We start from the raw sequence: 20,704 nt of genomic DNA on the forward strand, positions 1-20,704 counted from the left end.
ACCACCATCACCCGAAACCCGTCAACCAGGTCCCACGCTCCGGGGCGTTTCGCTTCGTTCGTTATGTCTTAATCCTTCCCGACCCGCAGTTCCTTGTCAAATCCGCCCCGCCGGGACCAACTTGACCCGAAACCCGCCAATCGACAGGAATTCGACCGCCCCGTTTCCGGGACAACCCCTCGAACTTACCCGAACCCCCAGCCCGACGCAAAACCGGACCAGCAACCCCAGCAAGACCACGAGGAGAACACCGACCACCGGCCCGCGCACAGCCAACACAACCACCGAAGTGACTGAAGAGGAGTGCGCCGAACCGCGCCGACACCACAAGATTACCAGGCCCTGCCGACGACTTGGCCCGGCTCGTTTCAACGCACCAGGCCTCGGGCCTATTCCCGCAGCTCACCGATCAAATGAAATCACTGTGCGGGCGCCCGTACCCGCGACGACGCGGGCTTCTGGCCTCGTTCGCGTCACGAGTCACGCACACGCCCTGGGGTAGAGGGCCGATCGTGCTAGGACTTGATCCATCTTGCGCAGCCTTGCCAAGAAGAAGGGGTAGGAACGGGACGTGATTCGACAGGGGTTCCCTCGCGCCCTGATCGTGCTGGCCGGCACCGCCGCCGCGGTGGTCACTCTCGCCGGTGTCCAGGCGGTCGGCTCCATCGTCGGCCCGGTCGTCCTGGCTCTGACTCTCGTCATCGCCGTCTCCCCCGTGCGCGGCTGGCTGGCCCGCCGCAAGGCCCCGGTGTGGCTGCAGGTCGCCATTCCTCTCGCCGTGGTGCTCCTGGTCCTGCTCGGCATGGTCGCGGTCCTCAGCATCGCCGCCGCGCAACTCGCCATCCTGGCCCCCACGTACGCGGTCCAGTTCAACGCGATGGTGGGCGACCTCCAGCGGTGGGCGGCGGGACTCGGCTACGGCAGCGAGCAGCTCAACAACGCGCTTTCCACGCTCGATCCCGGCAAGTTCATCGGAGTCGCGCAGAGCGTGCTGTCCAGCCTGCTGGGAGTGCTGTCGAGCCTGTTCCTGATCGTCGTGCTGTTGCTGGCGATGAGCCTGGACGCTCCCATGTTCGCCCGGATCGTGGACGCCGCCTCGTCCGAGCGGCCCGCGCTCGCCCGCGCTCTCAAGACCTTCACCTACAAGACCCGGCGCTACCTGATCGTCTCGACCGTCTTCGGCCTCATCTGCTCGGTCCTGGACGTCGCCGCGCTGTGGATGCTGAGCGTGCCGCTCCCGCTGCTGTGGGGGGTGCTCGCCCTCATCACGAACTACATTCCCAACATCGGCTTCATCCTGGGCCTCATCCCGCCGGCGCTGCTCGGGCTGCTGGAGGGCGGGCCCAAGACCATGCTGCTGGTGATCGTGGCCTACATGGCGATCAACGTGGTCATCCAGTCGTTCATCCAGCCGAAGTTCCTGGGTGACGCCGTGGGGTTGTCGACTACGGTCACGTTCCTCTCGCTGATCGTGTGGGCGTGGGTGCTCGGCCCGGTCGGCGCTCTGCTGGCGATCCCGCTGAGCCTGCTCGTACGCGCGCTGCTCGTCGACAGCGATCCGAACGGCGCCTGGGCCGCCGCGCTCATCTCCGGGCGGTTGCCGGAAGCCGCACCGGCGTCGGGCGCCGGCCCGCAGCCGGAGCAGCCCAAGCCCCGGTGAGGTGGTCCCTCCGCCCGCGTGACCCGACACGGGACGTTTCGCGGGGTGCCGTACGGCGCTCCGGCCTAAAGTCTGACCATGCGGCGATGGGATAGCGACGAGCGGTTCACCGGGATCGCGGACGCCTCGGCGATGGAGCCGCGGGTCTCCGCCCTGCTGGACGCGATGTCCCGGAGCGGGTGGGTGACGGAGCGACCCGAGGCGCACCTGCTCCCCCACCTGCGCCGGGCATGCGGGTCGGAGTGGCTGCTGACCCGCGAACGCCTGCTCGACGACGGCGTGTACGAGGTGACGGTGTCGCTGTCCGGCGACAGGGAGGGCGTCCACGTGCACCGCGACGTGATCCGGCTGCTGTCGTCGATCGCCGAGACCGTCTTCTTCGTACGGCAGGCCGCGCCGGGCGTGTTCGAGTGCGTGACCGGGGTTCTCGACGGAGACCCGCCCGGCTACGCGAGTCACGGCCACATGGTCCGCCTCATCGTGACCTGAGCACGCCCTCCCCGGTGGGAGGAGGGCGCGGTCTCAGGTGGCGGGAACGCTCTCCTTCTCCTCCGGCCTCGACGAGGTCTCCGCGTGCCTGCGCCGCCACGGGATGGCCGCGATCAGCACCGGGAACAGCACCAGCGAGCTGATCGCCCAGGGCGCGTGCAGCTCGCCCCACTTGGGCCCGGGGAACTGGGTGAGCACGATGTATCCGACCGCGGCCCACAACGTGCTGCCGAGGATCGCCGGCCAGGCCCAGCGGGTGGGCCTGGCCACCAGGAACGGCATGAACCACAGCAGATACTGCGCGCCGAGGCGCGGCGTGAAGATCATGAACGACAGCAGGATCGCGATCGTGACGTCGACCGGGTCGGCCTTGCGCCACCAGACGAGGCAGGCGACGATCGCGGCGTAGATGAGGTACTGCCCGATCCTCGCGGGGAGCGGGTCGAGGTTCCAGTTACCGCCGCTGACGAGCGTGGTCCAGCCCCAGTCGCCCGTGATCGGGCGTACGTCGCTGGGCCGCAGCCCGATCGTGTTGAGCACCTCGGGAAGCTGCCGCCACTCGGTCCAGCCGCCGAGCGGGAGCGTCAGCAGGAAGAAGACCGGGGACGCGCCGACGGCGACCAGCGAGACCAGGCGGCTGCGCAGCCCCGGCAGGAACATGAGCATGGCCGGCACGAGGATCACCGGCCAGCTCTTCGCGCAGAGCGCGAGCCCCATGAGCAGGCCGGCCCAGATGGCCCGGCCCGTCGCCGCGCGGTCCTCATCCGACGGGCGCACGAGGCGCCGCACGATCTCACCCGGCGGGATCCAGGGCAGCGGCAGGTCACGGTTCGCGAGCCGCAGGCGTGCCCACGGCAGCGGGGCCGGCCGTCCCTCGTCGCGGGGGCCGCGCGCCACGACGTAAGCGGCGACGCCGAAGACCAGGGAGACCGGCTCGACCTGGCCGTGCACGGAGGCGACCAGGATCGCCAGGGGGTTGCAGGCGTACTGGAAGGCGCGCAGCTTCTCGGTCCGCCTCCCGGCCAGCTTGCCGACCAGCGGGATCAGCACGACGTCGGCGACCACCGTGACGATGCGGCCGGCGTACTCCCAGGGGATGCCGAGCCACAGCAGCAGCCCGTACATGTACGGGATCATCGGGAGGAAGTGCCATCCGCCGTTGCTTTCGAGCACCGGGTCCCGGTGTTCCAGGATCGCCACGCCGGCGGGCTGGAAGCTGTTGACGTAGTCGATCGGCTGCCACTGGGTGTCCTTGGCGGACAACACCATGATCAGTACGCGTACGGCGACGCCGAGCGTGATTGTGACGGCGAGGGAGGGGCGCCAGCCCTTCCATTGGGCGACGAGCGCGAGCGCGACGCCGGCGACGAGGACGATGCTGGTGGGGATCGCGTATTCCATGACGGTGCCAAGACTGCCGGACGAACGGCGCAGCAGGCGACTTGATCCCGGATTCGGTGACCACACCATCGCCATCCGTCACGATTCGAGGTATTGTGACCACGCAGCGTGACATTCAGGAGACTTCGATGAAAATTCGCCTGTGGACCACCCTTGCCGTGGCCATGATCGTCGGAATGCTGATCGGCCTGCTCGCCCCGACGCATGGAGGCGACCGGTCCGGCGGGTAGGGGGGTCGTCCCCGCCGGACCGGCCGCCCGCTCATGGGCGCCCGGCTCGAAGCGGCGCGGGCGCGCCCGGGGTGCTGACACCGCGCGGGCGCGCCCGGGGTGCTGACACCGCGCGGGCGCGCCTGGAGTCCGGACGTAGTGCACCGCGCCGTGTGCCGCGCCGCAGCCGCGCACCGCGGCGCGGCTGCGGCGTCGCGACGGCGAGGGATCCGGTCCGGCAGGGGGCCGGCGCCGGATCCCTCCGTCCCGGAGGTACGACGCGGGTCAGAAGCCCGCGGTGACCCGGGTGAAGTCCCAGTCGTTCTGCGCGATGCCGCTGCAGTTCGACACCACACCGCCGCCCGGGCAGCCGCGGTCACGGTTGACCGACCAGAAGGCGAGCCGGCCCAGGCCCTTCGACTTGGCCCAGTCGCGGATCTGCGTCCAGGTGGACAGCGAGGTCAGCTCCTGCTGGTCGGACAGGCCGTTCATACCCGAGATGCCCATGCGCGCGTACGCCTGGCTGTCGCTCCAGCCCCACGCCGCCTTGAGCGCGTTCTTCAGGCCCTCGGACGCGTTGACCGTGTTCTGGTACATGTTCGCGCCGCCGCCGAAGTCGAACGGCATGATCGTGTAGTTGTCGATGTTGACGCCGAGCGCCTTCGACTGGTTGATCAGCCGGGTGCCCCACCAACTCGGGCCGGTCGTGCTGGTGCCGAAGGTGACGACGACCTTGGTGTTCGGGTTGTTCTGCTTGACGATCTTCAGCCCGCCGAGGATGCGGTCCTGGACGGCCTCGTTCTCGAACTCGTCGCTGTTCTCGATGTCGAAGTCGACCGCGGCCGGGTTGTAGGCGTTGATGACCTGCTGGACGGCCGAGGCGAAGGCGGACGAGCTGGAGCAGTTGGGGCCGAGCTTGTTGCCCGACCACCCGCCGAAGGAGATCTGCACGTTGCCGCCCGCGGCCTTGATCTGCGAGATCGCGGCGGCGTCGGGGCTGCCGGACAGCGGGCGGGAGCCGTCCCACGCCGGGGTGCAGCCGCCGCCGGAGAGCATGAAGGCCATCGTGAACTGCTTGACTCCGGTGGCGTTCATGACCGTGACGGGGTTCGGCGGGTTGCCCCAGCCCTCGTACAGGTAGGGCGCGCCCGGGAGCTTGCCGCCGCTCGACGGGCAGCCCGTCGTCGTGCCGGTCACCGACCCGCTCGCCGCGGACTCGCCGTTGTTGTTGTACGCCTTGACCGTGTACGTGTGGGTGGTGCAGGTGCCGAGGCCGGAGATCGTGGCGCTGGTGCCGCCGACCGTCGCCCTGACGGAACTGCCCTCGTAGACGCGGTAGCCGGACACGGTGCCGCTCGACGCGGACCACGACAGCGAGATCGACGCGTTCGCGGTGCCGGTGACGGACGGGTTGCCCGGCTTGCCGGGCGCGCCCGACGGCGGTGTCGGCGAGGGGCTCGGGTTTCCTCCGCCGCTGACCGGCTTCCAGAGCGCCGGGACGATCGGCGGCTCCCAGCCGGTCAGGGACGTGTGCGCCTGGATGCACTCGTAGTCGACGCCGTTGTAGGTCACCCGGGAGCCGATGGCGTACCAGGTGTTCGGCGCCCAGGCCGGATAGGCCAGCATGACCAGGCTGCTCGGGGCGGCCGAGGCGGACGCGGCCGTTCCCGCGACCAGTCCGGCGACGGCCAGGAGGAGGGAGGCCAGCAGGGCGGCGAACGTCCTGGCACGCCGGCCCGTACGGAGGCGAAGCTGCATGCTTCCTCACAAGGTGGGTTGGGGGGTGAGTGGGGCCGTTCCGGTGCGACGCGGGACGCCGCCACGCCTGTCTCACGCGCCGTCCCGGGTGAGAGGCGCACGTCGTGGGGGACTCGCGGCGCGGACGTGTGGGGAGGACGTGGGAGGAGGACAGGTCAGGGACGGGAAGAGGCCATGCCGACTCCCGAAGTTCGCACTATTAGTAAAGTTTCCTAAGAGTTGTACGGATCGTAACCTCGCGGTCGCGGGTCCACAAGACCTAATTCGACAGCGTTTCTTACGAGGGCTGTCAGGCCCGGGGTCGAGTCGCCGGGCGCGTCATGCGGGCGTCGCGGACGGGCTGTCCGTCCGTCGACCGGGCAGCCCCGCCACGCCTCGCACCGCGAGCACGGCCCGGCCGCCCGGCAGGGGAGGGCACGGCACGGCATGCACGACACACACGGCACGGCTCGGCACGGTATGGCTCGGCACGGTATGGCTCGGCACGGTATGGCTCGGCACGGTATGGCTCGGCACGGTATGGCTCGGCACGGTATGGCTCGGCACGGTATGGCTCGGCACGGTATGGCTCGGCACGGCGGCGACAAGCATCGATCGATCAAGGGAGTGTCCCGCGATCGGGTTCGCGGCATCATTGCCCTATGGCCGAACCGGTGCCGTTATGCGGCTGCCCACAGGTCCCCAGGACCGCCGTCCCCATGGCCTCTCATGGAGGGGCGGAGCCGCCGCCGCGTTCCGGCGTCCCGGCCGGTGAACGGGGAAGGGCCCGGCGGTGAGCGTCGCCGAGAGCGTGCGCTTCGGTGTGCTCGGCACGCTGCGCGCGGAGGTGGACGGACGCCCGGCGCATCTCGGCGGCCCCCGGCAGCGGGCCGTGCTGGCGATGCTGCTGATCGCGCGGGGCAGGAACGTCTCCGCGGAGCGGATACTCACGGACGTCTGGGGGGACTCCCGGCCGCCCTCCATGACGACCCTGCACGGATACGTCGCCGACCTGCGCAGGGCGCTGGAGCCGGAGCGGGCTCCCGGCGCCCCGGCCAGGCTGCTGGTGCGCGAGGGAGCCGGATACGCCCTGCGTGCCGCCCCCGCCATGGTCGACGCCGAGCGCTTCACCGACCTGGCCGCCCGCGGCAGGCGGGCTCTGGAGAACGGCGAGGCCGACCACGCGGCGGACCTGCTCGGGCAGGCGCTCGAGCTCTGGCGTGGTTCGGCCTACGCGGACGTGGCCGGGTCCGCGTTCGCGGTGCCCGACGCGACCCGGCTGGAGGAGTTGCGGGCCGCCGTACGCGAGGACAGGCTCGCCGCCGTCGTCGCGTCGGGGCGGCACGTCGCCGCCGTGGGCGAGCTGGAGGCGCTGGTCTCCGAGCAGCCGCTGCGGGAACGCGGCTGGGAGCTGCTCGCTCTCGCCCTCTACCGGTCGGGGCGGCAGGCCGACGCGCTCGCCGCGCTGCGGAGGGTGCGCCGGGTGCTCGCGGACGAGCTCGGCGTCGAGCCCGGCCCCGGCCTGCGCGACCTGGAGGCGGCCGTGCTCGCCCAGGACCCCCGGCTGGCCCCGCCGCCCGCGCGGCCCGGCCCCGCCCACTCCCCTCGGGCCGTGGAGCCCGCGCGGTCCTCGGAGCCCACAGGGTCCTCGGGCAACCTGCCGTTCGCGCTGTCCGGCTTCGTCGGCCGCCGTGCCGACCGCGCGGCCGTCGCCGGTCTGCTCGCGGAGCACCGGCTCGTCACGCTCACCGGGCCGGGAGGGGTGGGCAAGACCCGGCTGGCCCTGGAGGTCGCCAGAGATCATGCCGGCGCCCGCGAGAGCGCCGACGGGCCCTGGCTGGTGGAGCTCGGCGCGCTGCGCGCCCCGGAACTGCTCGCGGCGACCGTCGCGACCGCCCTGGGCCTGCCCGCCACGTCGTCCGCCGACCAGCTGGCCGCGATACTCGCCGGGCGCGACACGCTGATCGTCCTCGACAACTGCGAGCATCTGCTCGCTCCCGCCGCGACGCTCGCCCACACCCTGCTCACCCGCTGCGGAGCCGTACGGATCCTCGGCACCAGCCGCGAGGCGCTGGGCCTCACCGGCGAGATGGTCTACGAGGTGCCGCCTCTGGACGCCGCCACGGACGCCACCGACCTCTTCCTCAGCCGTGCGTCCGCCGCCGTGCCCGGCTGGACGACGGAGCCGGACGACAGGGAGAGGATCGCCGCCCTGTGCGCGGGGCTCGACGGGATCCCGCTGGCCGTCGAGCTCGCCGCCGCGCAGTGCCGCACCCTGTCGGTCGACCAGATCGCCGGCGCGCTCGAAGACCGCTTCACCCTGCTCGTCGGCGGCCCGGCCGGGCGTCCCGACCGCCATCGGACCCTGCTGGACACGATCGCGTGGAGCGACCACCTGCTGCTGCCCGCGGAACGCCTGCTCTTCCACCGGCTCGGGGTGCTCGGCGGCGGCTTCGACCTGGAGACGGCGGCCGCCGTCGGCGGGATCACGCCCGTTCTCCCCCCGCTGTCGGCGCTGGTGCGCAAGTCGCTGGTCACCGCAGAGCCCGGCACTGCGCCGCGCCGCTATCGGATGCTGGAGACCGTGCGCCAGTACGCCCTGGCCGCACTCTCCCCCGGCGAACTGGAGGAGACGCGGGCACGCCATCGCGCCTGGGCGCTGGCACGGGCCGAGAGCGCCGAACGTCACCTGCGCGGCCCGCAGGGCGCGGCGTTGCTCGACGGGCTCAGCCGCGACCAGCCGGAGTTCCGGGCCGCGTTCTCCTCCGCTCTCGCGGCGGGCGACGGCGACTACGCCCTGCGGCTGGGCGGCGCGCTGTTCTGGTTCTGGTTCCGGATGGGCCACGTGGCGGAGGGCCTGGCCTGGCTGTCGGAGGCGTTCGCGGCCGCCCCGGAGGCCGGGCCCGGAGTCCGCGCCCGCGCCCGCTTGGCCCTGCTTGGGCTGCTCTACCTGGCGGGACAGCCCGCGCGGTCCCACGAGGTGGCCCGTACGGCCGTCGAGGAGGCCCGCGAGGCCGGTGACCCGGTGACGGAGGCGAGCGCCACCGCGTACGGCGCGTACACGGGCGTGCTGGCGGGCGCGCCGGTCGACGCCGAGGCCCTGACCGGGCGGGCCGTCGAGATCGCCAGGCGCTCCGCCCAGACGTGGCTGGAGGCCGAGACGCTCATGGTGCGCGGCATGGCGCTGCGGGCCCTCGGAGACCTTCAGGCCGCCGACGCGGTGTTCCAGGACGCGATCGCCGCCGCCCACGCCAGCGGACACGACTGGGCCGCGGACGGCGCCGCCTGGTGCGACATGAAGACCGCGTCGGACCGCGGGGACGGCGCCAGGGCGCTGGCCGTCGCGGGAGACCTCCTGGCGGCGATGGACCGCTACGGAGACATCTCCTTCTGGCTGGTCACGGTGCACAGCACGGCGCGGGCGCTGGCGCTGACCGGCCGGGCCGAGGAGGCCGCCGTGCTGATGGGGGCGGTCGAGGCGATCGGCGCCAGGGCGGGCGTGTCCCCTGAGCTGATGCACCCGCTGGACGGCCCGCGTGAGGCCGCGGCGGTCCGCGAGGCGCTGCCGCCACAGGAGTACGAACGCCATGCGGCCCGGGGGCGGGAGCTGTCCAAGGAGGAGACAAGCCTGCTGGTCAGGACCCTCGTCCCCGGGCGCCGGTCCCGCTGACCCCGACGGCGGCCAGCGCTTTCCCCATGACCGGGGCCTTCCCTGGAGCCGAGCCGTTCCCAGCCGGCGGGCGGCCGCTGGGAACCCGGGAAAGCGACTGGGAAACCGCTGGGAAACCGGGTCCAAGCGCAGCCGAATCGCCGGGAAAACCGCTGGGAGCACGGATCCAAGCGGCGCAGAACCGCTGGGAAAGCCGGATCCAAGCGGCCGCCAAGCAGCCCCGCACATCCTCGTCATCGTGAGCGGGCGCCGCCCCACCCGGGCGGCCTGACGACGAGGAAGACCATGGACAAGCGAGTGACGCGCACCACGGCGGAGACCCGGCCGGACGGGCACGCCGTCGTCGCCGGGGCGGGGATCGGCGGACTGCTGGCGGCCCGGGTGCTGACCGAGACGTTCGGCCGGGTCACGGTGATCGACCGTGACGGGTTACCCGGCCACGGTGTACCCCGGCGGGGCATACCGCAGGGCCACCACGCCCACGGGCTGCTGTCCCGGGGCTCCGAGATCCTCGAGGACCTGTTCCCCGGCCTGACCGCTGACCTGGTCGCCGCGGGAGCCACTCTCTGCGACATCCAGAACGACGTCCGCTGGTACAACGACGGGCGGCGGCTGCGCCCCGCGCCCTCCCGGCTGCGCGGCATCAACGTGAGCCGGCCCGGGCTGGAGGCCTCCCTGCTGTCCCGGGTCGCGGCCCTTCCCGGCGTGACGATCCTGGAACGCCGCGAGGTGGTCGAACCGATCACCGGTGCCGGCGGCGCGGTGACCGGCGTCCGGCTGGCCGGCCCCGGACACGAGCCGGAGGACCTGCCCGCCGACCTCGTGGTGAACGCCACGGGCCGGGGCAACCGGGGCACCGAGTGGCTGCGCAGGCTCGGATACGAGCCCGCTCCCGAGGAGCGCGTCGACTCGCGACTGGTGTACGTCTCGCGCGAGTACCGGCGCCGTCCCGGGGACGCCGACTTCGTCTCCATCATCGTGGGGCACACCGCGTCCGTCCCGAGGGGCGGCGTCGCGCTCAGCGGCGAGGGCGACCGCTGGCTGGTCACCCTGTTCGGCATGGGCGACGACGTGCCGCCCGTCGACCCGGACGGCTACCACCGGTTCGCCGCCCGGCTGCCGGTGCCGGACCTGCACCACCTCCTGGAGCACCTTGAGCCGCTCACCGCGCCGAGGCTCATGCGCATCCCGGTGAGCATCCGCCGCCGGTACGAGCGGCTGGACCGTTTCCCCGAGGGCTACCTGGTCTTCGGCGACGCGCTGTGCCAGTTCAACCCGTCGTACGGACAGGGCATGACGGTCGCCGCCTGCGAGGCCGCCGCGCTGCGCGAATGCCTGGCCGACGGGAGTGCGGGCCTGGCCCGCCGCTTCTTCGAGCGCGCCGCGCGGATCATTGACGTGCCGTGGGACATGTCGGTCGGCGGCGACCTGCGGTTCCCGTCGGTCGAGGGGCCGCGCACGCCGCGCACCCGGCTGCTGAACCGCTACATCTCGCGGCTGCACGTCGCGGCGGAGGCGGACCCGGTGGTCGGGAACGCGTTCCTGAGCGTCGCCAACCTCCAGGCGCCTCCGCAGCGCCTGATGTCGCCGGGTGTCCTCGCCCGGGTGCTCCGGCCCCGAGCCGGCCGCGCCACGGTGGAGCCCCGGCTCACCGCCGAGGAGCGGATCCCGGCCTGAACGGCTCACCCGAGCCTGTTCCCCCACCTATTTCCCCCACCAGAGCGGTCCCGAAGGGACCGGAAAGAAAGACACCTCTCATGATGAAGCGCACCTCCCTCCGCCTCGCCCTCGCCGCCGTCGCCACCACCGCCGCCGTCGCCGGCGGGCTGGCGGCCACCGCCGCCCCGGCCTCGGCGGCCACGGGCAGCACGGGCAAATCGGGCAGGGTCGCCCCCGGCGCCACCTGGACCTTCCAGTCGATCTGCCCCTCGTACGCGCCGCACCTGCTGGCCGACACCATCGAGATCACCGCCCCGGCCGGGGTGTCGATCTCGACCAGCCTGATTCGCGACTCCGACGTCTTCCACCGCGACCTGCTCCAGGTGACGGCCGTCAACGGAACCTCGGCGAGCGCCTACGTGGCCGTCACGGCCTCGTGCACGAGCTGATCTGTCCCTCCGGTGCCCGGGGCGCGGTTCAGCGGAGCACCGCGCCCTCGCGAACGGCGTGCCTGCCGTCCCTCTGCACGTTGACGAAGTCGACGACGCCGACCAGTTTCTCCAGCTCGAACCCGGCGTCGATGCGGTCGGGGCCACTGGGGACATAGACCGTGAGCAGATAGTGGCGGCCCGTCGCCGCGCCGAGCGCGTCGAGTTGCGCGCGGAACTCGACCAGCAGGGCCGTCAGGTTCCGCCTGTCGTCGGCGCTGGTGTGGTTGCCCCGGTGTCCTTCGCCGCCGGGCCATTCCCAGTCGACGTCGACGCCGTCGAAGACGCCCGCCGCGCTTCCCGGCCCGCCCCTGACGCCGAGGCCCGGCAGATCACCCCTGATGTACGCGTCGAGACACGACTTGACGAACCTCTGCCGGGTGGCGGCGGTCCGCGCGACGTCGGAGAAGTACTTGGAATACGTCCAGCCGCCGATCGAGATCAACGTCTTCAGGCCGGGGTGGCGGGCCTTCAGCTTCTTCAGCTGGTTGAAGTTCCCGGCGAGTGGGGCGTCGGGGGGATCGGCCACGCCGTCCAGCGACTCGGCGGCCGTGAAGCCGCGCTGGTAGTCGGCCCACGCGTCCCCCGCGCCGTCGCCCTGGTCGGGGTCGTTCGGGTCGGGCGCGGGCGGCCGGGTGACCCCGGTGAGACAGGTCAGCGACTCGGGGTCGATGTTCGCGAACGCGTAGAGGACGTGGGTCAACCTGCCGGCCAGCCCGTTGGCGTCGAGGTCGCGCACGGTGGACGTGGCGCCGTACGCGCCGCGTTGCGCGACGTAGCCGACCCTGATGCGGCCCGGTGAGGGGGACGGCGACGGAGTGACGGTCACCGTGACCGTCACCCGCGGTACGGGAGCGGCGTTCTGGACCGTCACGGCGTGCACGACGGCGGCGTGCGCGCTCTCGGCGTGCGCGGGAGCGGTGTCCCCAGGGGCGGTGTGCCCAGGGGCGGTGTGCACAGGGGCGTGCGAGGGCGCCGTCCGCGCGTTCTCGGCCTGCGGGCGGGCATCGTCCACGGGGGCGACCGCGGGCCGCGCCGGCGTCGCGGGCCGCGGCGCCACGACCCGCGACCTGGTCTCACCGGCGGCCGTCGCGCCGGCCTCGGTGGCACGGGCGGGGCCGTACCACGCGACGAACAGCGAGGACAGCAGGGCGCTCAGGACCACGACGATGAAGGCGCCACGCGTGATCGCTCCCATGTGGGCTCCGAACAGGACGAGCCGCCGCGGCCAGGCACGGAGGCGAGAGGAGGAATGCCGCGGGAGCGTAGTGACGTCACAGCAGGGCGGACAAGGAGCGCAGTCTTAAGCCCGGATTATGCGCGGCTCATGTCGCAGGTGGGCGCGTTCCAGCGACGCCACCTGCGGTGATCCATGATGCCCCGCTTCTCTGCAAGTTTCACCCCGGCCGTGGCCGGCGGGGCCGGCACCGGGAGGCGGGGCGCGGGACGGCGAGTGCGTAGCGCGCGGGAGGCGGGGGCGCGGGGCTGCCTCGCGACGCCCCGCGCCCCCGCCTCCCCCGAACGGCCGTCTCAGACGGCGCCGACCAGGGTGATGACGCCCGCGCCCACCAAGGCGAACGCCCACATCCTGTCGAGGTTGAACCAGGCACGGCGCAGGACGGCGACGCCGAGGAACTCGTACACCACGACGGCGACGACGGTCGCCGTGAGGAACATCGCCAGCGTGTGCACCCCGGCGACGAGCATGCCGCCCGACAGGGCGTGCCCGTGGTGGCCCGCCGGCATTCGGGTCAGCACGGGCAGCAGCATCAGGCCCGCGCCGTGCACCGACGACATCAGGAACGACCAGGCGGCCAGTTGCGGCAGCGACAGCCGCATGCCCACCCAGCGGAAGTGCCGCCGGGCGAGCAGGTGCCACAGGCCGAACCCGACGAGCACGACGCCCGCCCCGATGGCGAGCGCCGTCGCCGTCACCAGCGACCCGGTCGCCGACACGACGGCCACCACGACGGCCACCGACGCGAGGTGGCCGAGCGCGATGACCGGCAGGGACTGCAGCATCAGGTCGCGGCTGCGCTCCTGCAGTCCCCTGGCGACGGCGAACAGCCAGCCCATCGCGGGATTGATCCCGTGAAAGGCCCCGAGCAGGATGACGGCGGTCAGGGTCACGGGTAGCAGTAGGAGTCGGAGGACGCGTCGCCGCCCTGGAGCCGGGTCTGGTGCGGGCGCAGGCCGCGGAAGTCGTCGCCGTGCGGGAAGAACCGCTCGTCCAGCGTGAACGACTCGGTGTCGATCTTCGCCATCCAGGCGCCGACGCCGTCGGGGTAGAACTGGTCGTCCCACGACCCGTACAGGGAGTTGGTGACGTAGACCCGGCGGCCGTCGCGGCTCACCTCGACCATCTGCGGGCCGCCCGCGAGCCGCTCGTCCGGCGCTGCGGAATGCGCCTGCCGCCGCACGATGCCGCCGAGGCGGACCGAGCCGATCTCGACCGGCTTGAACGGGTCGGACACGTCATACTGCTTGAGCTCGCCGGTGCCCCAGCACGACACGTAGAGCCGCTGGTCGTCGACCGACAGGTCGATGTCGGTGACCAGCGGCGGCACCGCGCCGAACGGCTTGAGCACGTCGGGCAGGTCGTCGGGCGAGGCCGGCTCGGCCGGGATCGTGATGACCTTCTCCGCCGCCCAGCGAGAGCCGTTCTTGTGCCACAGCCACACGGAGGCCGACAGGTCCTCGACGCTGACGACGACACTGGCGAAGCCGTACGTCTTGGTCGGGTCGTGCGCGGGGCGCAGCTCAAGCGCCATCTGGTGCTGGTCGCCGAGGTCCACCTCCTGGACGTGCTTGCGCTTGCGCAGGTCCCAGAAGTGCAGCTTGTGGCCGTACTTGCGGCCGAGCAGCAACTCGCCGACCACACCGTCCTCGATCATGGAGGGCGTGCCCCACTCGGAGCTGATCAGCACGTCGTGGTTGATGTGCCACCAGAAGTCGTACGCGAGGTACTGCGGGCCGCGGTCGACCTCCCACCGGCCGAGGACCTCGAACGAGTTGTGGTCGAGGATCGCGATGCCGCCGGGCCCGTCGTCGCCGTAGCCGCCGAGCGCGCTGACGTACAGGCCCTCGGGGCCGCAGTGGACGGTGTGCGGGCGGGAGTAGCCAGCCCGCTTGCCCAGCTCCTCGGCCTCGATGACCTTCACGAGCTCGGGGCTGACCCGGTCCTTGGTGTCGTAGACATAGATCCGCGAGGACCGCAGGCCGGGCACGATCAGGTAGCGCCGCTCCACGTGCGGGTGCGGCGCGTAGGGGCACAACGCGCTGCTGCAGGCGTTCCAGCCGAAGTGGTGCAGCTCGTCCCCCGTGTGCGGCAGGTCCGTCCAGCCGACCACGGTCCCGTACGACGGGGACGAGGGATCGGTGTCGAGGACGGCGAGCGCGTCGGGCCGCTGGGCCGACCGGTCGAAGGCGGCGACGTAGGCCAGTTTCTCCGGCGGCGCCTCGGCGGCGTCGCGGGGCGAGGGGTAGAAGGTCGGATCGGGCTTCCACAGCGTCATGAACCCTAGGATTGTCCCCCATTCCCCATAGGGTCAATAGGAATCTTCGTACCCGTACCCTGCCGTGACCACAGACCGTGAAGAGCTATACCCTGCAATATCACGCTTTACGGAGGCAGGGTTGTTCCTCGGGATCACCAACATCTGGGCCTACATCGTCGGCTCGTTTCTGATCATCCTGCTCCCCGGGCCGAACTCGCTGTTCGTCCTCTCCACCGCCGCCCGGCGCGGCGTGCGGCAGGGCTACCGCGCGGCCGCCGGGGTCTTCGCCGGCGACTCGGTTCTCATGTTCCTGTCGGCCGCCGGGGTCGCGTCCCTGCTGAAGTCGACGCCCGTCCTGTTCTCGATCGTGAAGTATTCCGGCGCCGTCTACCTGGCGTGGATCGGCTTCGGCATGCTGCGCGGCGCCTGGCGCTCCCTGCGGGCCACCCGTTCCGCGCCCACGGATCCGGCGGAGGCGGCGGGGGCCGTGGAGGCGGCCGCGCCCCCGGCGGGCGACCCGTTCCGCAAGGCGTTCACGATCAGTCTGCTCAACCCCAAGGCGATCCTGTTCTTCGTCGCGTTCTTCGTGCAGTTCGTGGACCCGTCGTACGGCGCGCCCGCGCTGTCGTTCCTGGTCCTCGCGGTGATCGTGCAGGTGTTCAGCATGACCTACCTGAGCACGCTCATCTTCGGCGGCACGTTCCTCGCGACCCACTTCCGGGAGCGCCGCAAGCTGGCCGCCGGGCTCACCTCGGGGGTCGGCGCGCTGTTCCTGGGCTTCGGCGCGAAGCTGGCCACCGCCACGCTGAGCTGACCGCAACACTGAGCTCACTGCCACGCTGAGCTCACCGCCTCGGGGTAAAACGGCGGCCAGGGGTCCGTCCGGTTCCGCCGGGCGGGCGCGGCCATGCCGTACGGTTATGACCCGGAGACCGGCCCTCCATGTTCGGGCCCCGCAGGGCCGGGCGTCGGGTACCGTGAGCCACCGACGAAGAGCCTTCCCTCGGGCGTTTCCACCCACGATGTCCGGGTAGGCGCGTTGCCCAACCACAGCGTCGGTCTCCCCTGCCGGCCCCGTTGGAGTTGCCATGAATCACACGCCCTTCGCAATGCCACGGCTCACCGCGCTGTTCAAGCAGGCTGTGCCCCGGCTCCTCGAAGGCGTGGTCGCTCCACTCGCGGTCTTCTACGCGGCCCTCGCGCTACTCGGTCTGCGCGGCGCGCTGATGGCCGCCGTGTCGTGGGTCTACCTGGGCGTCCTGTGGCGGCTCGTCCGGCGGCAGCCCGTGCCGGGGACGATGATCATGGCGACGATCGCGATCACCTTCCGCACCGTGATCGGGCTGTGGACCGGTAGCCCCGTCGCCTATTTCATCCAGCCGGAACTCGGCACGATCTGCATCAGCATGGTGCTCCTGGCATCGGTGCGGATGCGCCGCCCGCTGGTCCAGCGGCTCACGCTCGACTACATCCACCTGCCGTCGTTCGTGCTGCGGCACGAGCGCGTCCGCACCTTCTTCGCCCGGATCACCCTGCTGTGGGCCTTCGTGCTCCTGGTCAACTCGGCCATGAGCATCTGGCTGCTGCTGAACGAGTCGATCGGCGACTACCTGATCATCCGCACCGCCGCCGTCGCCGTCGTCACCGGCCTGGCCTTCCTCGGGTCGGTCTGGGCGTTCCGCCGGGTCCTGCGGCGCCTGCACACCGAGGCCCCCGCGATAACCGCGTAGGGAGCGCCCGGCACTCCCCCGTGTCCGCGCCGCCGCGGGGCCTTCGCGCCGATCCGCGTCGTCCCGCCCCACGCGATCTGTGATAGGCAGGGTTCTCATGGGTACCGCACTGGTCACTGGCGCCTCACGAGGTCTGGGCGCCGTCATCGCCGAACGGCTCGCCGCCGACGGCTGGCACGTCGCCGTCAACTACGCGCACGACACCGCGGGAGCCTCCGCCGTCGTCGACCGCATCGCCGCCGCAGGCGGCTCGGCCCGGACGGCCAGGTTCGACGTCACCGACGAGGAGTCCGTACGGGAGGGCGTGGCCGCGATCGGGCCCGTGGACGTGGTCGTCAACAACGCCACCGGCCCGCAGCCGCTGATCCCCGTCGAGAAGCAGACCTGGGACGACCACCTCGGCCAGCTCCGCTTCTTCGTGAAGGCCCCGCTGCTGATCCTGCAGGCCGTGCTGCCCGGCATGCGCGACGCCGGCGCGGGCCGGATCGTGAACGTGGGCAGCGAGGTCGCCGACCTGGGCAACCCGGAGTTCGGGCACTACGCGTCGGCCAAGGCCGCGATGCACGGGCTCACCCGGTCGTGGGCCCGCGAGCTGGGGCCGTACGGGATCACGGTGAACACCGTCGAGCCCGGCTGGATCCCGGTGGAGCGCCACGCGGACGTCCCCCCGGAGGACTACACCGGCTATCTGCGCGACGTGCCGCTCGGGCACATGGGCACCCCGGCGGACATCGCCGAGACGGTGGCGTTCCTCGCCTCCCCCGGCGCCAGGTTCGTGACCGGTCAGCGACTCGCCGTCAACGGTGGAAAGACCATGAGCTGAGCGCGTTCAGGCTCCCACACCAAAGAATCATGCGACACAGAAGCAGTTTCGGCTAAAAATCAGTTAATGTCCGTTCATGTCCGGCGCATATTTTCCCCGTATCCAGACCGTCACGGGCGCCGTCCCCGTCTCCGAGATCGACGGCCCTGTGCTCCCGTACGAGCACCTGCGCACCGACACCCGCTGGGGTGTCGGCGTGGACTCCGACCCTTGCCGCTGGCTGGACGAGGAGCGGTACGTGCTGGCCGAGGTCAAGGACCTCGGCAGGGAGCAGGCGCTGGGCCTCGTGGTGGAGCACAGCGGCATCGGCATGGCCCGCGACCCCGCCGCGCTCGCCCGGATCTCCATGTCGTCGCGGGTGCCGATCGTGGCCGCCACCGGCTTCGCCGCGCAGCCGTTCGCGGGTGAGGCCATCACGCGGTACGGCGTGGAGGACCTCACCGCCGATCTGCTGCACGAGATCGGCGCCGGGCTGGACGGGACGGGCGCGCGTCCGGGCGTCATCGTCACCGCCTCGTGGGACGAGAAGCCCACCCCCGCGGAGGAGCGGGCCGTCACCGCCGCGGCCCGCGCCTCGCTGCGCACCGACCTCCCGGTCGCGACGGGCGGCCTGGAACTGCTGGAACTGCTGCTCGCGCAGAACGTGCCCGCCCGGCGCCTCGCCGCCCGCACCGCCGACCCGCTGGCCCAGCGCAAGATCGCCGAGACAGGGGCGTACGTGAGCGTGGACGACGCCGAGGACGTCCTCGCCCTTCTCGACGCGGGGCACGCCGAGCGCGTCCTGCTGAGCAGCGGCGTGCGCCGGCGGGAGCACCTGTCGGGCTACGGCGGGCAGGGCTACGGCCGGCTGTTCTCCTCTGTGCTCCCGGCCCTGCGGGAGTCGGGCGTGGACGACGAGACGCTCCGCCTCATCACCCACGAGAATCCCCTCAGGTGGCTCACGCCGTGATCTGATCGAGCCTCCGCGGGCAGAGGCGTGGTCATGTTCGCGGGATTCGAGCTCAGTTACGTCGAAGTAGGGGACGTGCGCCTCCGGGTGCGGCACGGAGGCCGTGGACCAGCGGTGCTGCTGGTCCACGGGCATCCGAGGACGCACACCACCTGGCACCTGGTCGCGCCCGCTCTCGCGTCCGCCGGATACAGCGTCGTCTGCCCGGACCTGCGGGGCTACGGCCGCTCGTCGGCGCCTCCCGACGAGCCCGACCATTCCCAGGCCGGCAAGCGCGCCATGGCCGGCGACCTGGTCGCGCTGATGAGGGAACTCGGCCACGAGCGGTTCCACGCCGTGGGCCACGACCGCGGCGGCTACGTCGTACAGCGCCTCGCGCTCGACCATCCGCACCGCGTGGACCACGTCGTCGTCCTCGGCGACGTGCCGATCGGTGAGGCGCTGGCCCGCTGCGACGCCAGGTTCGCCCAGGCCTGGTATCACTGGTTCTTCATGGGCCGGCCCGCGCCGCTGCCCGAGCGGCTGATCGCCGCCGACCTGGACGCCTGGTACACGCTCGACCCGGCCCTGATGGGCCGGGAGAACCACGCGGACGTGGCCGCCGCGATAGCCGATCCCCAGGTGCGGCACGCGATGTGCGAGGACTACCGTGCCGGGCTCGGCGTGGACCGGGCCGCCGACGACGCCGACCGGGCCGCCGGACGGCGCATCACGAGCCCGCTGCTCGTCCTGTGGGGCGCCAAGGACGACCTGGCGGAGTTGTACGACGACGACGTCCTCGGCGTGTGGCGGCCGTGGGCCGCCGACCTGTCCGGTCACGCGCTCGACGCGGGCCATCACATGATGGAGGAGGCCCCCGGCGCGATCACCGAGGCCCTGCTCGCCTTCCTCCCCCGGCCGTGAGGGCGCCGCCGCCCGGCCCGCCCGGACGGCGATGGAAACGTACGGCCCCCGCGCGAACCTGATGTGAACGGAACCGGCCGGGCGGGTTCAGGAGTCGAAGCCGACGCCGAGCGCGTCGAGGGTGCGCAGCCAGGCGTTGCGGCGGCCCTCGTGCTCGTCGGCGCGGGCGATGGCCCAGCGGGTGAGCTGGATGACGCCGGACCGCACCGGCTCAGGCGGGAAGGGCATCGGCTTCTCCCGCACCATGCGCAGGTCCGTACGCTCGGTCACCCTGCCCTGCAGCAGGTCGAGCATGACGTTGGCCCCGAATCGGGTCGCCCCCACGCCGAGGCCGGTGTATCCGGCGGCGTACGCGAGGCGCGAGCCGTACGCCGTGCCGTAGAAGGCGCTGAACCGGCTGCAGGTGTCGATGACCCCGCCCCACCTGTGGGTGAAGCGCAGGCCGTGGAGCTGCGGGAACGTCTCGAAGAAGTGCGTGGCGAGCTTCTCGAAGGTGGCGTCGCGCTGGTCGTACTCCGGCTTGACCAGGCCGCCGTTGTGGTAGACGGCGTCGTAGCCGCCCCACAGGATCCGGTTGTCGTCGGTCAGCCGGTAGTAGTGGAACCGGTTCGCCGAGTCGCCGACGCCCTGGCGGTTACGCCAGCCGATCTCCGCCAGCAGGTCGTCCGGCACCGGCTCGGTCATCAGCGCGTAGTCGTACACCGGCACGAGGAAGTGCCTGAGGCGGCGCAGCAGCGGCGGGAACACGCCGGTGCCGAGCGCCACCCGCCCGGCCCTGACCCGGCCCTTCGGCGTGCCGAGTTCGAGCGCCACGCCGTCGTCGTGCAGGGAGCGCACCGGCGTGTGCTCGAAGACCCGCACGCCGAGCCGCACGCACACGTCGCGCAGCCCCCACGCCATCCGCGCCGGGTCGACCATGGCGACGCCCTGCCGGTCCCACACGCCGCCGAGGTAGGTCGGGGAGTCCACCTCGGCCCGCACCTGGTCGCGGTCGAGCCGCTCCAGCCGAAGGCCGAGCGAGGCCGCCCCGCTCACCTCCTCGTCGAGCCCGGCGAGCTGCCACTCCTCGGTGGCGACCCGCAGTTCCCCGGTGCGTTCGAAGGAGCACTCGACGCCATACCTGTCGAGGGTCCGCTCGATCTCGTCGAGGTTCTCCCTGCCGAGCCGTTCCAGGGTCGCGATCTCCGCGGGCCAGCGGTCCTGGCCGTTGCCGAGCCCGTGGGTCAGGCTCGCCGCGCAGAACCCGCCGTTGCGGCCCGAGGCGGCCCACCCGACCGCGCGGCCCTCCAGGAGGACCACGTCGAGCGAGGGGTCGCGCTCCTTGGCCATCAGGGCGGTCCACAGGCCGGTGAAGCCGCCGCCGACCACGGCGAGGTCCGCCGTGACGTCTCCCGTCAGCGGGGGCAGCGGCTCGGGCGCGTCCGGCCGGTCCAGCCAGTACGGCTTGCGCTCCGCGTCGGCGAGCGCCTGCGACGGAACCACGGATTTC

General features: G+C 72.0%; 16 protein-coding genes. 10 read left to right on the forward strand and 6 right to left on the reverse strand.

Annotated features, from left to right (window positions below):
* Positions 1-571 precede the first annotated feature (571 nt).
* Together HHX31_RS32505 and HHX31_RS32510 are read left to right on the forward strand one after the other, a co-directional pair.
* Complete coding sequence (locus tag HHX31_RS32505) at positions 572-1,660, forward strand: AI-2E family transporter (RefSeq protein ID WP_169953462.1); 1,089 nt, start codon at positions 572-574, stop codon at positions 1,658-1,660.
* A gap of 78 nt (positions 1,661-1,738) precedes the next feature.
* On the forward strand, positions 1,739-2,149 hold the full coding sequence (locus HHX31_RS32510; RefSeq protein ID WP_169953464.1) for a hypothetical protein: 411 nt from the start codon (positions 1,739-1,741) through the stop codon (positions 2,147-2,149).
* 33 nt (positions 2,150-2,182) lie between these two features.
* Here HHX31_RS32510 and HHX31_RS32515 read toward each other — a convergent pair whose 3' ends face one another.
* Positions 2,183-3,550, reverse strand: a complete 1,368-nt coding sequence (locus tag HHX31_RS32515) for a hypothetical protein (RefSeq protein ID WP_169953466.1) — start codon at positions 3,548-3,550, stop codon at positions 2,183-2,185.
* Positions 3,551-4,044: 494 nt separating this feature from the next.
* On the reverse strand, positions 4,045-5,517 hold the full coding sequence (locus tag HHX31_RS32520; RefSeq protein WP_169953468.1) for a carbohydrate-binding protein: 1,473 nt from the start codon (positions 5,515-5,517) through the stop codon (positions 4,045-4,047).
* A 772-nt stretch (positions 5,518-6,289) separates the two neighbouring features.
* On the opposite strand from HHX31_RS32520, the gene HHX31_RS32525 reads away from it, so the two are divergent.
* From HHX31_RS32525 to HHX31_RS32535, 3 genes are all read left to right on the forward strand, one after another.
* Positions 6,290-9,166 (forward strand): BTAD domain-containing putative transcriptional regulator, encoded by a 2,877-nt coding sequence (locus tag HHX31_RS32525; protein WP_169953470.1) that lies wholly within the window; start codon positions 6,290-6,292, stop codon positions 9,164-9,166.
* A 285-nt stretch (positions 9,167-9,451) separates the two neighbouring features.
* A complete protein-coding gene (locus tag HHX31_RS32530; RefSeq protein WP_211590644.1) occupies positions 9,452-10,843 on the forward strand; it encodes an NAD(P)/FAD-dependent oxidoreductase in 1,392 nt (463 codons plus the stop codon).
* A gap of 80 nt (positions 10,844-10,923) precedes the next feature.
* Complete coding sequence (locus HHX31_RS32535; protein WP_169953472.1) at positions 10,924-11,274, forward strand: hypothetical protein; 351 nt, start codon at positions 10,924-10,926, stop codon at positions 11,272-11,274.
* A gap of 28 nt (positions 11,275-11,302) precedes the next feature.
* On the opposite strand, the gene HHX31_RS32540 is transcribed toward HHX31_RS32535, so the two are convergent.
* The 3 genes from HHX31_RS32540 to HHX31_RS32550 form a co-directional block, all read right to left on the reverse strand.
* Positions 11,303-12,511, reverse strand: a complete 1,209-nt coding sequence (locus HHX31_RS32540) for a glycoside hydrolase family 18 protein (protein ID WP_169953474.1) — start codon at positions 12,509-12,511, stop codon at positions 11,303-11,305.
* 332 nt (positions 12,512-12,843) lie between these two features.
* Positions 12,844-13,443 carry a hypothetical protein gene (locus tag HHX31_RS32545; RefSeq protein ID WP_169953478.1) on the reverse strand — a complete coding sequence of 200 codons (600 nt, stop codon included), beginning with the start codon at positions 13,441-13,443 and terminating at the stop codon, positions 12,844-12,846.
* Positions 13,440-14,828: a selenium-binding protein SBP56-related protein gene (locus tag HHX31_RS32550; RefSeq protein ID WP_169953480.1), complete on the reverse strand. Its 1,389-nt coding sequence runs from the start codon at positions 14,826-14,828 to the stop codon at positions 13,440-13,442. The genes HHX31_RS32545 and HHX31_RS32550 overlap by 4 nt, the downstream gene beginning before the upstream one ends.
* Positions 14,829-14,949: 121 nt before the next feature.
* Here HHX31_RS32550 and leuE point away from each other — a divergent pair, with 121 nt between their 5' ends.
* The 5 genes from leuE to HHX31_RS32575 all read left to right on the forward strand — a co-directional run bounded on the left by leuE (position 14,950) and on the right by HHX31_RS32575 (position 19,215).
* Positions 14,950-15,624 carry a leucine efflux protein LeuE gene (gene leuE, locus HHX31_RS32555; protein WP_169953481.1) on the forward strand — a complete coding sequence of 225 codons (675 nt, stop codon included), beginning with the start codon at positions 14,950-14,952 and terminating at the stop codon, positions 15,622-15,624.
* A gap of 274 nt (positions 15,625-15,898) precedes the next feature.
* A complete protein-coding gene (locus tag HHX31_RS32560) occupies positions 15,899-16,540 on the forward strand; it encodes a VC0807 family protein (protein ID WP_169953483.1) in 642 nt (213 codons plus the stop codon).
* Positions 16,541-16,637: 97 nt separating this feature from the next.
* Positions 16,638-17,363 (forward strand): SDR family oxidoreductase, encoded by a 726-nt coding sequence (locus HHX31_RS32565; RefSeq protein WP_169953485.1) that lies wholly within the window; start codon positions 16,638-16,640, stop codon positions 17,361-17,363.
* A gap of 76 nt (positions 17,364-17,439) precedes the next feature.
* Complete coding sequence (locus HHX31_RS32570; RefSeq protein WP_169953487.1) at positions 17,440-18,312, forward strand: aryldialkylphosphatase; 873 nt, start codon at positions 17,440-17,442, stop codon at positions 18,310-18,312.
* A gap of 33 nt (positions 18,313-18,345) precedes the next feature.
* Positions 18,346-19,215: an alpha/beta fold hydrolase gene (locus HHX31_RS32575; RefSeq protein ID WP_169953489.1), complete on the forward strand. Its 870-nt coding sequence runs from the start codon at positions 18,346-18,348 to the stop codon at positions 19,213-19,215.
* An 87-nt stretch (positions 19,216-19,302) separates the two neighbouring features.
* On the opposite strand, the gene HHX31_RS32580 is transcribed toward HHX31_RS32575, so the two are convergent.
* Positions 19,303-20,697 (reverse strand): FAD-binding oxidoreductase, encoded by a 1,395-nt coding sequence (locus HHX31_RS32580; RefSeq protein WP_169953554.1) that lies wholly within the window; start codon positions 20,695-20,697, stop codon positions 19,303-19,305.
* Between the last annotated feature and the right edge of the window lie 7 nt (positions 20,698-20,704).

It is taken from the genome of Microbispora sp. H11081 (genome assembly GCF_012999535.1).
GTDB lineage: Bacteria > Actinomycetota > Actinomycetes > Streptosporangiales > Streptosporangiaceae > Microbispora.